The 14,456-nt window shown below is 68.3% G+C and carries 12 protein-coding genes; 7 read left to right on the top strand and 5 right to left on the bottom strand.

Going from position 1 to position 14,456, the window contains the following annotated elements:
- Positions 1-134 precede the first annotated feature (134 nt).
- Complete coding sequence (locus AB0C30_RS12245) at positions 135-692, top strand: phosphatase PAP2 family protein (RefSeq protein WP_357942489.1); 558 nt, start codon at positions 135-137, stop codon at positions 690-692.
- On the opposite strand, the gene pip is transcribed toward AB0C30_RS12245, so the two are convergent.
- The gene (gene pip / locus AB0C30_RS12250) at positions 637-1,608 is read right to left on the bottom strand and encodes a prolyl aminopeptidase (RefSeq protein ID WP_357942491.1); all 972 of its coding nucleotides are present in this window, start codon (positions 1,606-1,608) and stop codon (positions 637-639) included. The two genes, AB0C30_RS12245 and pip, sit on opposite strands and share 56 nt — an antisense overlap.
- A 74-nt stretch (positions 1,609-1,682) precedes the next feature.
- On the opposite strand from pip, the gene AB0C30_RS12255 reads away from it, so the two are divergent.
- On the top strand, positions 1,683-2,594 hold the full coding sequence (locus AB0C30_RS12255; protein ID WP_357942494.1) for a threonine/serine dehydratase: 912 nt from the start codon (positions 1,683-1,685) through the stop codon (positions 2,592-2,594).
- Between the two features lie 27 nt (positions 2,595-2,621).
- On the opposite strand, the gene AB0C30_RS12260 is transcribed toward AB0C30_RS12255, so the two are convergent.
- Complete coding sequence (locus AB0C30_RS12260) at positions 2,622-3,197, bottom strand: hypothetical protein (protein ID WP_357942496.1); 576 nt, start codon at positions 3,195-3,197, stop codon at positions 2,622-2,624.
- 80 nt (positions 3,198-3,277) lie between these two features.
- A complete protein-coding gene (gene mscL / locus AB0C30_RS12265; protein WP_357942498.1) occupies positions 3,278-3,697 on the bottom strand; it encodes a large conductance mechanosensitive channel protein MscL in 420 nt (139 codons plus the stop codon).
- 219 nt (positions 3,698-3,916) lie between these two features.
- On the opposite strand from mscL, the gene glgX reads away from it, so the two are divergent.
- The 4 genes from glgX (at position 3,917) to AB0C30_RS12285 (ending at position 11,417) form a co-directional block, all read left to right on the top strand.
- Positions 3,917-6,010: a glycogen debranching protein GlgX gene (glgX, locus tag AB0C30_RS12270; RefSeq protein ID WP_357942500.1), complete on the top strand. Its 2,094-nt coding sequence runs from the start codon at positions 3,917-3,919 to the stop codon at positions 6,008-6,010.
- A complete protein-coding gene (treY, locus tag AB0C30_RS12275) occupies positions 6,003-8,225 on the top strand; it encodes a malto-oligosyltrehalose synthase (RefSeq protein ID WP_357942502.1) in 2,223 nt (740 codons plus the stop codon). Before glgX ends, treY begins: the two co-directional genes overlap by 8 nt.
- Positions 8,215-9,966 (top strand): malto-oligosyltrehalose trehalohydrolase, encoded by a 1,752-nt coding sequence (treZ, locus tag AB0C30_RS12280; RefSeq protein WP_357942504.1) that lies wholly within the window; start codon positions 8,215-8,217, stop codon positions 9,964-9,966. The genes treY and treZ overlap by 11 nt, the downstream gene beginning before the upstream one ends.
- 152 nt (positions 9,967-10,118) lie before the next feature.
- Positions 10,119-11,417, top strand: coding sequence for a hypothetical protein (locus AB0C30_RS12285; RefSeq protein WP_357942506.1), 1,299 nt, complete (start codon positions 10,119-10,121; stop codon positions 11,415-11,417).
- A 295-nt stretch (positions 11,418-11,712) separates the two neighbouring features.
- Here AB0C30_RS12285 and AB0C30_RS12290 read toward each other — a convergent pair whose 3' ends face one another.
- Complete coding sequence (locus AB0C30_RS12290; protein WP_357942508.1) at positions 11,713-12,054, bottom strand: DUF4240 domain-containing protein; 342 nt, start codon at positions 12,052-12,054, stop codon at positions 11,713-11,715.
- 393 nt (positions 12,055-12,447) lie between these two features.
- On the opposite strand from AB0C30_RS12290, the gene AB0C30_RS12295 reads away from it, so the two are divergent.
- Complete coding sequence (locus AB0C30_RS12295) at positions 12,448-13,398, top strand: hypothetical protein (RefSeq protein WP_357942511.1); 951 nt, start codon at positions 12,448-12,450, stop codon at positions 13,396-13,398.
- 88 nt (positions 13,399-13,486) lie between these two features.
- Here AB0C30_RS12295 and AB0C30_RS12300 read toward each other — a convergent pair whose 3' ends face one another.
- Entirely contained in the window at positions 13,487-14,410 is a 924-nt protein-coding gene (locus AB0C30_RS12300) for a winged helix-turn-helix transcriptional regulator (RefSeq protein ID WP_357942513.1), read from the bottom strand.
- Positions 14,411-14,456: the final 46 nt, after the last annotated feature.

The following is a 14,456-nucleotide window of genomic DNA, read 5'->3' on the forward strand; positions in this document are numbered from 1 at the left end:
GGACTACGCGAGCCTGCCGGACCTCTCCGGGGGATCGGCCGGCGTTCAGCACCTTTGGACGTTCGGGGGAGGCGGCGAGCGGTGATCGTTCCGTAGGGTTTATGGTCATTGCCCGTTCACGGATTGGACACCTGTTGTACCGCGACATCGTCGACTTCGCCCTCTCCACGCCCGCGTGGCTGCACACTCTCGCCGAGAAGGGTACCGACGCCGGGCTGTTCCTCTTCGCGGCGCTGTTCGCGTGGTGCTGGTGGCGGGAGAGGAACGCGCCGGCGCGTGACCTCGCCATCACGATCGCCGGGCCCGCCGGTGTGGTGTGCGCGTACGTCCTCAGCGAGGTCGTGAAGACCTTCGTCAGGGAGGACCGGCCGTGCCGGGGCGGGATCCCGACGATCGCCGAATGCCCGCCCCCGAGCGACTGGTCGTTCCCGAGCAACCACTCCGTCATCGCCGCCGGCGCCGCTGGGGCGCTCATCCTGGCCTGGCGCGCTCTGGCCTGGGTGGTGCTCCCGCTGGCGGCGGTGATGGCGTTCTCGCGGGTGTTCGTCGGCGTGCACTACCCGCACGACGTCGCCGCTGGCTTCCTGATCGGCCTGGCGCTGGCCCCGCTCTTCACGCTGCTGCTGGTGGGGGCCGTCACGCCGATGGTACGGCTGGCGCGAAGCCGTCTGTCGCCGCAACGAGCCGACTGACGATGCCCGGCTCGGTGGCGGCGTGCCCGGCGTCGTCCACCACCTCGAACCGCGCCTCCGGCCACGCCTTGTGCAGGTCCCAGGCGGTGGCCATGGGCGTGCACACGTCGTAGCGGCCCTGCACGATGACGGCGGGGATGTGGCGGATCCGGTCCACGTTCGCGATCAGCTGCTCGGGCTCGAACCAGCCCAGATGGGTGAAGTAGTGGTTCTCGATCCGCGCGAACGCCAGCGCCATCTTCTCCTCACCGAACTCGGCGACCAGCTCGGGATCGGGCCGCAACGTGACCGTGCTGCCCTCCCACTGCGCCCACGCCTTGGCCGCGGCCAGCCGCGCCTCGGGATCGTCCCCCTCCAGCCGGGCGCGGAAGGCGGCGATCAGATCGCCGCGCTCCTCGACGGGGATCGGCGCGATGAACGACTCCCACACGTCGGGGAAGAGGCGGGAGGTGCCCTCCTGGTAGAACCAGCCCAGTTCCTCGGGGCGGAGGGTGAAGATGCCGCGCAGCACCAGCTCTGTGGTCCTGTCCGGATGCGTCTGCGCGTACGCCAGGGCCAGCGTGCTGCCCCACGACCCGCCGAACACCTGCCACCTGTCGATGCCCAGGTGCTCGCGCAGCCGTTCCATGTCGGCGACCAGGTGCCAGGTGGTGTTGGCCTCAAGTGAGACGCCCGGGTCGCTGGCATGCGGCAGGCTACGACCGCAGTTGCGCTGGTCGAACAGGACGATGCGATAGAGCTCCGGGTTCCACTGACGGCGGTGCTTGGCGCTGCAGCCGCCGCCGGGGCCGCCGTGGAGCATGATCGCGGGCTTGCCGTCCGGGTTGCCGCAGACCTCCCAGTAGATCTGGTTGCCGTCGCCCACGTCGAGCAGGCCCGAGTCGTAGGGCTCGATGGGGGGATACAGGTTACTCATGCGCGCTCCTGTGGTTGATTCCTTCCGGAACTTAGCCGATATGGCCTGCTCTTCACCGAGACTAGGGTGAGGCCATGGAGCTGGTGACGATCGATGACATCCGGGACGCGGCCCAGCGCATCAAGCCGGTCGCGGTGCGGACCCCGCTGGTGCCCATGGGGGAGGTCTGGGTCAAGCCGGAGAGCCTGCAGCGGGTCGGGTCGTTCAAGATCCGCGGCGCCTACAACGCCGTCGCGGCGCTGCGGCCCGACGGGGTCGTCACCCACTCCTCCGGCAATCACGGCCAGGCGCTGGCGTACGCGGCCAAGCAGTTCGGGGTGCCGTGCGTCGTCGTGGTGCCCGAGGGGACGCCCGAGGTCAAGGCGGCGGCGATCAAGGGACATGGCGCCGAGCTGGTCGTCGTGCCGCCCGAGCAGCGGATCGTCGGGGCGCTCAAGCTGGCCGAGGAGCGGGGGCTCACCATGATCCCGCCGTACGACCATCTGGCGGTGATCGCCGGGCAGGGCACCATCGGGCTGGAGATCGTCGCGGACCTGCCGGACGTCGAGGTGGTGGTCGTACCGGTCAGCGGTGGCGGACTCGCCTCGGGCATCGCCGCGGCCGTCAAGGCGCTGCGGCCGGAGGCCACCGTGCTGGGTGTCGAACCCGAACTCGCCGCCGACGCGGCCGAGAGCCTGGCAGCCGGCCACGTGGTCCCCTGGGAGCCGGCCCGGACCTTCCGTACGATCGCCGACGGGCTGCGGGCCGATCTGTCGGAGCTGACGTTCGCGCACCTGCGCGAGCACCTCGACGGCATCGTCACCGTGTCGGAGGACGAGATCCGCCACGCCATGGGCCACCTGGCCCGCTCGGCCCGCCTGGTGGCCGAGCCGAGCGGAGCGGTCACGACGGCGGCCTACCTGTCGGGGCGCGTCCCCGAGGGCCGGACGGTCCTGGTGCTGTCCGGCGGCAACGTCAACCCTGACCTGCTGCGCGAGGTTGTCTAAGCCTGGACCTCTCAGACGTCCAGTCGTTCAGGCGGTCCACTCGTGGCGGGCCAGGAACGACCGGTCCCCGGTGGCGTACTCCTGGAAGGCCCGCTGCACCTCCGCCAGCTCGGCCACCATCGTCCGCGCCAGCGCCGCCTCCTTGTACTCCAGCTCGTAGCCGGGGGAGACCTGGATGAAGTGGCGCCCGAAGTTCACCAGCGTGACGAACGGGTTCTGTGGCGACATGGTGGCCAGCACGTCGTGCACCAGCCCGAGGTCCGGGTCGTGGACGATCATCCCGTCACCGGTGTGGAGCTGCATGCCCTCGTAGACACCGAGCGGCGCCACGTTGTGCACGAGATCGCGCTGCGGGTCGTAGCAGACCAGACCATGAGCCCGCGCGATGGTGAACACCTGGGCCGACATCTCGTCCATCGTGTCGAGGTCCATCGTCACCAGGAGATGTCCCGGATAGACCGTGACCACGCCGGGCAGCTCCTTGGCCACCTCCGGCACCTCGCCCGCGACGGGTTCGGTCTTCTTGACCGCCAGGTAGGCGGCCCGCGCCTGATCCCGGCTGATCGGCGCGGACTCGTCCCAGACCATCAACTCAACGCTCACCCGCTCATCTTGTCGGATTGAGCAGCAGTTGGTGGCACTCACCCCCGCACAAGCGGGAACGCCCGGCTTCATGACCGCCTCTAGCGCGGCTTCTCCGACTCCGGAACCAGCTGCGCCGTGCAGTGAGCGCATCGGCGCGCCTCAAGGGGGATGTCACTCAGACATTCGGGGCACGGCCGGGTCGTCGCGGCCTCGTCCTTGTCGAACAGGCTGATCAGCCGGTTCATCGGCAGCACGACCAGCCAGTAGACCACCGCCGCGATGATCAGGAAGGTGAGCAGGTGATTGAGGAAGTCACCGTACTTGAACTCGCTCCCGTTGACGGTGAAGGAGTGTTCGGCGAAGTTCGGCTGCCTCCCCCCGGTGACCGCCCCGATCAGCGGGGTGATCAGGTCGGCGACCAGCGCCTGCACGAGTCCGCTGAAGGTGGCGCCGACGATCACCGCGATCGCCAGCTCGACGATGTTGCCGCGTAACAGGAACTTCTTGAAACCGCCCATGGCATCGGTAAATAGCCGGGCAAAGAACGGTCAAACCCTTCCCCGCAGCTACGCCTACGTGGGTTGCCTTCGTCAGAGGCTGCCCACCGGCAGGAAGCGTGTTCAGCCGTCTGGTGGGAAGGACCTGTGATCAGCCAGGGCCGGACGCCTCCTTCGAGGCTGGGCTTGTCCGGCGGAGCGCGGGAACGGAACATGGGGAAAGACGGCAAGGGAGCCTCGATGATCGAAATCTGGCCGGGAGACCCCTATCCTCTCGGTGCGACATATGACGGGGCAGGCACCAATTTCTCGCTTTATACGGAGGTCGCGGACAAGGTCGAACTGTGCCTTTTCGACGAGGCCAACGCCGAGTCCAGGGTGCCGCTGACCGAGGTCGACGGGTTCATCTGGCACGGTTATCTGCCGGGCATAGGTCCGGGCCAGCGCTACGGGTATCGCGTCCACGGGCCGTACGAGCCGGAACGGGGCTTGCGGTGCAATCCGGCCAAGCTGCTGCTCGACCCGTACGCGATGGCGATCGAGGGTGGCGTCACCTGGAACGAGGCGGTCTACGGTTACCCTTTCGGCCAGCCCGACGCGCGCAATGACGCCGACTCGGCGCCCTATGTCCACCGCTCTATCGTGATAAATCCGTTCTTCGGGTGGGGCCACGACCGGCCACCCGCCACGCCGTACCACGACACCGTGATCTACGAGGCGCACGTGCGCGGCCTGACGATCAGCAACCCGAAGATCCCCGAGCACCTGCGCGGCACGTACGCCGCGCTGGGTTACCCGGAGATCATCGACCACCTCACCAAGCTCGGCGTGACGGCGCTCGAGCTGATGCCCGTCCACCAATACGTCACCGACGACCTCCTGGAGCAGCGCGGGCTGTCCAATTACTGGGGCTACAACTCGATCGGCTTCTTCGCGCCGCACAACCGCTACTCCAGCCAGGGGCAGCGGGGTGGTCAGGTGCTGGAGTTCAAGGCCATGGTGCGGGCGCTGCACGAGGCGGGGATCGAGGTCATCCTCGACGTCGTCTACAACCACACGGCCGAGGGCAACCACCTCGGGCCGACGCTGTCCCTCAGGGGGATCGACAACCCCGACTACTACCGGCTGGTCGACGGCGACAAGCGCTACTACCTGGACACCACGGGCACCGGCAACAGCCTGCTCATGCGCTCGCCCCACGCGCTTCAGATGATCATGGACTCGCTCCGCTACTGGGTCATCGAGATGCACGTCGACGGGTTCCGCTTCGACCTGGCCTCGACCCTGGCCCGTGAGCTGCACGAGGTCGACCGGCTGAGCTCCTTCTTCGACCTGGTCCAGCAGGACCCGGTGTTGTCGCAGGTCAAGCTGATCGCCGAGCCGTGGGACCTCGGGCCGGGCGGTTACCAGGTCGGCAACTTCCCCTCACGATGGACGGAGTGGAACGGCCGCTACCGCGACACCATCCGCGACCTGTGGCGCGGGCAGCCGGCGACGCTGCCGGAGTTCGGCTCCAGGTTCACCGGCTCCAGCGACCTCTACCTGGACGACAGCCGCCGGCCCGCCGCCTCGATCAACTTCGTCACCTGTCACGACGGTTTCACCCTGCAGGACCTGGTCTCGTACGACGTCAAGCACAACGAGGCCAACAAGGAGGGCAACCGCGACGGCACCGACGACAACCGGTCCTGGAACTGCGGCGCGGAGGGCCCGGCGGGCCTGGCCATCGAGTCGCTGCGCGAGCAGCAGAAGCGCAACTTCCTGACCACGCTCTTCCTGTCGCAGGGCGTGCCGATGCTGTCCCACGGTGACGAGCTGGGCCGCACCCAGCAAGGCAACAACAACGGCTACTGCCAGGACAACGAGCTGACCTGGGTCGACTGGTCCGACGTCAGGGAGAACTGGCTGCTGCTGGAGTTCACGCAGCGGCTGGCCGCGCTGCGCAAGAAGCATCCGGTCTTCCGGCGCAGGCGCTTCTTCTACGGCAAACCGGTACGCGGCCTGAACGACATCGCCTGGCTCACCCCGTCGGGGGAGGAGATGACCGACAGCGACTGGAACGTCGGCTACGCCAAGTCGCTGGCCGTCTTCCTCAACGGCGAGGCCATCACCGAGCCCGACCGGCGCGGCCGGCCGATCAGGGATGACTCGTTCCTGCTGCTGTTCAACGCCCACCACGACATGATCACGTTCACGATCCCCAAGGACTACGGCGAGATGTGGCAGACCGAGATCGACACCGCCATGCCGATCATCCTCGACGTCCGGATGTGCCGAGCCGGGGAAGGGGTCGCGGTGCCTGGTCGCAGCGTGCGGGTGCTCCGTCGTGTCTAGGCCGGTCTCGACCTATCGGGTCCAGCTGACGCCCGACTTCGGGTTCGCCCAGGTGGGGGAGATCGCCGCATATCTGCGGGATCTGGGGGTCAGCCACGTGTTCCTGTCGCCGATCCTGCAGGCGACGCCCGGCTCGCTGCACGGCTACGACGTCACGGACCACTCCAGGATCAGGGCGGAGTTCGGCGGCGCCAAGGGGTTCCGGGAGATGGCCGAGCAGCTGGCCGCACACGATCTCGGCATCGTCCTCGACATCGTGCCCAACCACATGAACACGATCAACGCCCAGTTCTGGTCCGTACTCGCCGAAGGCCCGGCCTCCCCGTACGCCGCCTGGTTCGACATCGACTGGGACGGCGGGAAGGTGGCGCTGCCGGTGCTCGGCGACGACGTCGAGCCGGTGGTCGACGGCGACGTGCTGCGCTACCACGAGCACGTCTTCCCCCACCCCGGGCACTATCGGCTGGTCGACTGGCGTCAGGGGCCGGGCTACCGGCGCTTCTTCGACGTGTCGACGCTGATCGGGCTGCGGGTCGAGGACCCCGAGGTGCTCTTCGCCACGCACGAGGTGATCTTCTGGCTGCTCGACGAGGGCCTGGCCGACGGGCTGCGGGTCGATCATCCGGACGGGCTCGCCGATCCGCGCGGCTACCTCGAACGCCTGCGCGCCAGGTCCGGCGGCGCCTGGACGGTCGTGGAGAAGATCCTGATCGGCGACGAGCGGCTGCCCGAGGACTGGGACTGCGAGGGCACCACCGGCTACGAGGTGCTGAACCGGGTCAACGGCCTGTTCGTCGACCCGGCCGGTGAGGCGCCGCTGGTCGAGCTGTTCACCCGGCTCACCGGCCTGCCCGGCGACTTCCGGCCGGTGGTGGCGGAGTCCAAGCGCGAGGTGATCGAGCTGTTCTTCGGCGCCGAGGTGCGCCGCCTGGCCCGCGCCGCCGGTTGCGCGCCGGCCGCCGTCGCCGAGTTGCTCGCCGCGATGCCGGTGTACCGGGCGTACATGGTGCCGGGCGAGCCGCCGCCGCCCGCATCGGTGGAGATCGTCGAGCGGGCCGCCGACGCATGCTCGCCCGCCGTGCAACCGTTCGTCCAGCAGGTCCTGTACGGCCCCGACGACGTGATCACGCGTTTCCAGCAGACCTGCGGGCCGGTCATGGCCAAGGGGGTCGAGGACACGGCGCTGTACCGGTGGTTCCCGCTGTCGTGTCTGAACGAGGTCGGCGGCGATCCGGACCTGTTCGGTGTCTCGGTGCCGGACTTCCACGCGTTCTGCCGTGACCTGCGGCCGTACACGATGACCACGCTGTCCACGCACGACACCAAGCGGTCGGAAGACGTACGCGCCCGGCTGGCCGTGCTGTCGGAGCTGCCCGGGGAGTGGGCGGAGGCGGTGTCGGAATGGTCAGCGGCCGTGAGCTTCGATCCGCGGCTCGACTATCTGGCCTGGCAGAACCTGATGGCGGCCTGGCCGATCTCCGGCGAACGGTTCGCCGAATACCTGCTCAAGGCGGCCCGGGAGGCCAAGACCTCCATTTCCTGGATAAATCCGGATCCGGGGTATGAACAGCGGCTTCGCGACTTTTCTGCGGCGGCCGTGAAGCTGCCGGTGGGTGAGTTCACCGAGCGCATCGACGCCTTCGCCATGGCCAACTCGCTCGGGGCCAAGCTCGTCCAGCTGATGATGCCGGGGGTGCCGGACGTCTACCAGGGCAATGAGATGACCGATTTCTCGCTGGTCGACCCGGACAATCGGCGGCCGGTGACGTTCGGGCGGTCGCCGGTGTCCCGCTGGGACGCGGCCAAGCTCGCCGTGACGACCCAGGCGCTGCGGCTGCGCCGCCGGCTCGACCCCGCGGCGCCGTACACACCGCTTCTGGCGGAAGGGGAGGCGGCGGAGCACGCGATCGCCTTCGCCCGCGGTGACGAGCCGCCGCGCGCGGTCGCGGTCGCCACGCGCCTGCCCGTCCGCCTCGCCCGCCGCGCGCAGGCCGCAGGTGCGGCGACCACGGGCTCACCGGCCGCAGACGCGCAGACCGCGGATGTATGGCTGGGGGAGCGGGAGATGTGTCTCGGCTGGGGCGGCACCACGCTGACCCTCCCGACCGGCACCTGGCGCGAACTGCTGACCGGCGGCGTCTTCACCGGCCGCGTCCCGCTCGCTCACCTGCTCGCCCGATACCCCGTCGCGCTGCTGGAGAGACATGATCTTTGAGGTGTGGGCTCCGAATGCCACGACCGTGGAGGTCGACCTGGACGACGTCCTCGACGGGCGCCGCGCGATGACCGCCGGTGCGGGCGGCTGGTGGGCGGCCGACGTACCGGAGGCCGGGCATGGGACTCGCTACCGGTACGTACTCGACGGCGAAGGCCCGTACCCCGACCCCCGCTCCCGCCGCCAGCCCGATGGCGTCTTCGGGCCCAGCGCCGTCTACGACCACGCGCGGTACACGTGGGCCGACCACGAGTGGACCGGCCGTGACCTGCGCGGCTCGGTGATCTACGAGCTGCACATCGGGACATTCACCCCAGCCGGCACGTTCGAGGCAGCGATCGAGAAGCTGCCGCATCTCGTCGAGCTGTCCGTGGACTTCGTGGAGGTCATGCCGGTGGCTCCAGTGCCCGGGGGGCGTAATTGGGGCTATGACGGGGTGGACCTGTACGCGGTCAACGAGACGTACGGCGGCCCCGACGGGCTCAAGTCCTTCGTCGACGCCTGCCATCGCGCCGGTATCGGCGTCCTGCTCGACGTCGTCTACAACCACCTGGGACCGTCGGGCAACTTCCTGCACCCCTTCGGCCCCTACTTCGCCGGGTTCAGCGGGAGCTACTGGGGCGAGGCGGTCAATCTCGACGGGCAGGGGTCCGACGAGGTACGCCGCTACTTCATCGAGAACGCCCTGCAGTGGCTGCGCGACTACCACATCGACGGCCTGCGGCTCGACGCCGTGCACGCGCTGCACGACAAGCGCGCCACCCACCTGCTGGCCGAGCTGTCCGACCAGGTGGACGCGCTGTCCTGCGCGGTGGGCAGGCCGCTGTCGCTCATCGCCGAATCCGACCTCAACGACCCGCACATGGTCCGCTCCCTCGACGCGGGCGGGCTGGGAATGACCGCGCAGTGGGACGATGACGTCCACCACGCGCTGCACTGCGCGGTGAGCGGCGAGAGCCACGGCTACTACGCCGACTTCACCGACCTGTCCGCGCTGGCCAAGGCACTGACCCGCGGTGTCGTACACGAGGGCGGCTGGTCGAGCTTCCGCGGCCGTACGCACGGGGCGTCGTACGCCGGAGTGCCCGGCCACCGGCTCGTCGCCTGCCTGCAGAACCACGACCAGATCGGCAACCGGCCCCTGGGCGACCGACTGCCCGTCTCCGCGCTCAAACTCGGCGCCGGACTGCTGCTGACCTCCCCGTTCACCCCGATGCTGTTCATGGGGGAGGAGTGGGGGGCCGGTACGCCGTTCCTGTTCTTCTCCGACCACGTCGACCCGCAGTTGCGGGAGAGCGAGGGCGGGCGTAGGGAGCAGGAGTTCGACGGATTCGGGTACGCGTGGGACGCTCCCGACCCGTCGCGTGAGGAGACGTTCCTGCGCTCCAAGCTCGACTGGGACGAGGTGAAACAGGAGGTCCACTGGTCGCTGCTGTGTTGGTACCGCGACCTGATCGCACTGCGCAAGGCGCTGCCCGAGCTGTCGGACCCGCATTTCGACAGCGTCCGGGTGGAGTTCGACCCGGACGGGAAGTGGCTGGTGATGTGGCGGGGATCGCTGTGCGTCACCGTCAATTTCGGGGCGGACTCGGTGACGCTGCCGGTGTCTGTGGGGGCGGCGCTGCTGGCGTCTGATGAGCCGGTCGCCGCTGGTGAGGATGGGGTTTGGCTGCCTGGGCAGAGCATGGCGATCTTCAGGTCCCCTAGCGGTCAGAAGAGCGGACCTGGATCAGCTGTCTGACCATCCGGCGCCCCGCAGGAACTGCGACGGATGTCCTTTGTCCACAGCCCCGGCCCCATCTGCCGAAACTTATCCCCAGAACACCGTTCGCCTCCACGCCTCCACCTCCCGATCACCGATCCTGGTGCCCCACCGCACCCCCGGAGGCTTACGTGAAGATCACTCTCCCCCTGCCTACCCGCCTGACGTCCCACTTCGTCGTCCCCGTCGTGCACGTCCCTTTCGACATCGAGTCGTTCATGCCATGGCGGGTCGGCAGACCCTACAGACGGGCGGTGAGCGCCGCCCTGGGCAGCCCGCTCCTGACCGTCACCCATCACCGCTCCCCTTGGAGACCGGCCGGTGTCACGCTCGCGATCGAGGAGCGCCACCTGCTCCGCCGAGCTCAGCAGCACGTCCTGGTCTCCTCGACAGCACCCCCGCACGCCTTGCCCACCAGCATCCAGGTAGCCCGCGCGGCGGCGCGCGCGGTGGCCCAGGAGTGCGAGGGTCTGGTCATAGATCCGCTGACGGGCATCACACTGCTCAGCTGCGATCGACACACCGACATCCCGCCCACTCCCTCGCCACCACCCAGCACCGGCGACTTCCAACCAACCTCTGAACCGGTGTCCGGGTCGGTCTCTGGGCCGACCTCTGGACCGGTACCCAGGCGAGTAGCCGGGCCGGTGTCCGGATCCGTCTCCGGGGCGGTTTCTAGGCCGGTGTCCGGGCTGACCTCTGGTCCGGTGTTCGGGTCGGCTTTTGGGTCGGTCGTCGCCGGGCCGGGGTCCGGGGCGGTCGGTCGTCGGCGGGGAGACGAGCCGGTCGCCTTTCCGGCCATCGGTGAGTCGCCCGTGTTCCGCCTGGCCGACGACTGGCTGGGCTGGGACGTGCAGGTCCACGGGGACGCCACCTGCCCGCCGTGGGACCCGGCTGACACCGGCGCCTGCGACTGCCTGCGCGTCACCTCCCGGGGCCTGCGTCGCTTCGCCCTGCCCGAGATCACCTTGGACGGCGCAGCCTGCGCCCACAGCCTGTGCGCCACGAGCCTGCTCCGCAGAGTGGCACACCACCTCGTCACCGATCACCTGGCCTTCCTCGCGACCCACCCGGACGCCACCGAGCGCTCGATCGACGACCACGTGCGAATAGCGACCTCAGCCGGGCACGGCGGCTCACCCTTCACCGTCCACCTCACCCCCTGTGACACCGACCCGACCAGCCACGGCCGCATCGGCCGCATCGGCCGGCTCAAGGTCGCCCCAGTTCCAGGCGCGGGCCAGGTCGCCTACCTCAGGACCGACCCACCCCCGGGCACAGGCCAGGTCACTCACCTCAAGGTGGGCCCACCATCGGGCTTCAGCGGCTCCCTCAACGACTGGCTGTGCGCTACCCACCGCACCACCTACGACATGCCGACCGTCCTCGGCTGTGACCTGACGGACCCGTCCTCAGCTCTCGTGGCATAAGCCAGCCCACCCACCTTCCAGGAGGAAGCCCGGCGGCGCGGCGGCGGGCCTGTTCCAGCGCCAACACGGCTCCACACGGCGGGTCATCTCTCCTGCCACGGTGTCGCAGTAGCTCAGGCGGCGCTGCGAGGAACTTTCCGAGCACTACCCGCAGTTTCGGACCGTGCGGTTCGCCCCGCACGACTTCCGCAGGATCTTCGCCACCGAGTCGGTCAACAGCGGCGAGCCAACCTCAGTGCCTGCGCCTGGACCGCTCCGGACAACCGGTACGCCGCTTCAGTCGCCGAACTCGGCGCTAATCGTCGCCGAGATAGCGGTACCCGGCCAGCCGAGGGAACCGCGGTCGGGCGATCTGCTCATCATCCACACCCACCGATTCGCCACTTGGCTCAGCAGTCGACAGCGGCACCTCAGCGTCGGTGCATTCTTCATAGACCTCATAGACCTGCGAAGCGTATTCCTCCGCCCGCTCGCCGCTCTCACAGTTCCACTGGTCGTACAGATCAGCGAAGTTATCTGGATTGTCGACGACCCGATCGAACGCCACACGTCCCTGCCCGATGAGCCACGCGCGGAAGTCCTCGAACGCATCGTCATTGAACCCCTTGTCGCCGTACCACGCAGGATCGAACCGCATGGCCCACGGGTCGACGTCGAAGTCCTCGGGGTTGCCAGAAACCAGGGCCGCAGCGTCCCAGACCGGTCAGGTGCAGGCGCGGTTGACCACCGCGTTCCAAAGGGCTGTGAAACTCACCAGCTCATCCACCGTGAGAGCAAGCAGCCGTTCACGCTGCAAAACACACCTGCTCCGCGAAGCCCCCGCCACTCGCAGCCCGACATGACTCAACGATCTCCCAGAAATCATCTTCAGTCACGCGGGAATCGTACTGATCCGCACCGACGATCCACGCCCTCAAACCTCGCCTTGCTCAACCAGATCAAGTACCGACAAGCAGGGCGCCGCGGAAAATCTGACCGGCCCATACCCTTCCAGGAGGAACCTCGTGTGGCCGCCATTCGTAAAACCCGTGTGGACGCTTTCGAAGACGTTGACCGTAAATTACGTGAGTCACGCGAGCAGATTCGCCGATTCGACCACCTGACCACCCGGCGGCAGGCGACAGCCGACCAGATCCGGGAGGTCACCGAGCTGACCGGCCAGTTGGAGACACAACTGGCCAAAGAGCAGCACGACGTCGCCCGCCTGGAAGGCAGGCTAGGTGGCTTCCTGGCCCGGGTCGCGGCCCCCGTCGCGGGCTCCAAGGAGGACAGGCTGGCCAGGGAACGAGCCGAAGCCGAGGCCGCCTGGGAGCGGCTGCACGGCCAGCGGAGGCGGCTCGAGGATCTGACCGCCGACCTGGAGGCCACCGACCGCGAACTGGCCTCGATCTCGGGGGCACATCAGGCGTACGAGAAACTGCTGGCCGACAAGGAGCGGCTGCTGATCGGGCTGGGCAACGAACGCGGTCAGAAGCTGCTCGGAACATCGAAGAAACTGGCCGACACGCAAGCCGACATCAGGGAACTCCTCGAAGCCTGGCAAGCAGGCAAGGCCGCGGGCAAGGCGCTGGGCATCGTCCTGACGCTGCTGAACAAGGCACGCGGCGCGTCGACCTGGGACATGCTCGGCGGCGGTGTGGTGGCCGACGCGATCGAACACAGTCATCTGTCGAGTGCGGACCAGGCGGCCTGGCACGCCCAGCGAGCGCTCGACGTCTTCTCCCGCGAACTGGCGGACATCGGGTGGGTCAGCGACCTCCAGATGCCCAAGGTGGACACGCGGTGGTTCGTGGACGCGTTCTTCGACAACATCGTCACTGACGCGCTCAGACACCAGCGCATCAACAAGACCCGCGACGCGGTGGCCTCGATCTCCCAGTGGGTCACCGAGACCGTACAGGCCTTGGCCGGTCGCAGTACGCAACTGGAAGCCCAGCACAGAGCACTGCTGGCAGAGCGCGAGCAACTACTCGCCAATTGACCCTCTGGCGAGCATCGGGGGATGGGCCTGAGGGGATACCGGACGAGGATCGGCAGGTGTCTGCGTTGCGTCGGGTGCCTGCCTTGTGTCAGCTGATGGCTTCGGCGGCTGTCAGTGCCTCGGTGATGGCGGCCGGGATGTCCAGTACGGGGAAGATGACGTGGCGAATCACCCGGAAACGGTCCACGACCAGGATCAGGCGCTTGAGCCGCAGGGCCTGGCCGGCGCGGAAGGTGGGGAGGCGGAGAGCCGCCGCGAGGCGCAGGTCCATGTCCGAGAGCAGGGGGAACGGGATGTCCTCAGCGGCGGCAAAGGTGGCCTGCTCGTCGGGGCGTTGCGTGCTCACTCCGTGGATGGCGATGTCGTGGGCGGCGAACTCGGGGTGCCTGTCACGGAAGATGCGGTTCTCGAGCGTGCAGCCCGCCGCTCCGGGGACTTGATTCCAGCCGGGCGGTAGCGGCGCGGGCATACCCGTGGACGGGTACGCGAAGAGGACCGTCGCCCGCGCATCGGCCACGACATCGAGTGACGCCGTTCGCTCACCCGTGGAGGCGGTTCGTCCCACGGCGACCGATGGACGGTTGATGGCGGCGGGCAGTTGCAGCGGGTCCGGGATGTGGGTGCCCAGGAGGGCGTGGACGCGGGCGGCTTCCTGGCTTCGCGGGGCTGCCACCCCCGTGAGGGTGCCGTCGCCGAGGAGCCAGCGGTCCGCCCAGTCCTGCATCGTGATCAGCATGGGCGCCAGTGCCCAGCCCGCGTCCGTGAGTACGTACTCGTACCGCACCGGCCCGCTCTGATACGGCTCACGAGTCAGCACCCCGTGCTCCACCAGGTGCTTGAGGCGTTCTGTGAGGACTTTGCGGGAAATACCCAGCTCGCCCAGCAGGTCGTCGAACCGGCGATGTCCGCGGGTCACCTCGCGGACGATGAGCAGGCTCCACCAATCACCCATCACGGCGGCTGCCTGGGCGATCGAGCAGTCGGCGTCCTGCGAGCGCAGCTCTCTGGCCATTCCCCGACTTTACCGTCAAGTGAGTCTCTGATAGAAACTTAGTCAG

The organism is Nonomuraea sp. NPDC048901, from assembly GCF_040649695.1.
Classification (GTDB): Bacteria; Actinomycetota; Actinomycetes; order Streptosporangiales; family Streptosporangiaceae; genus Nonomuraea.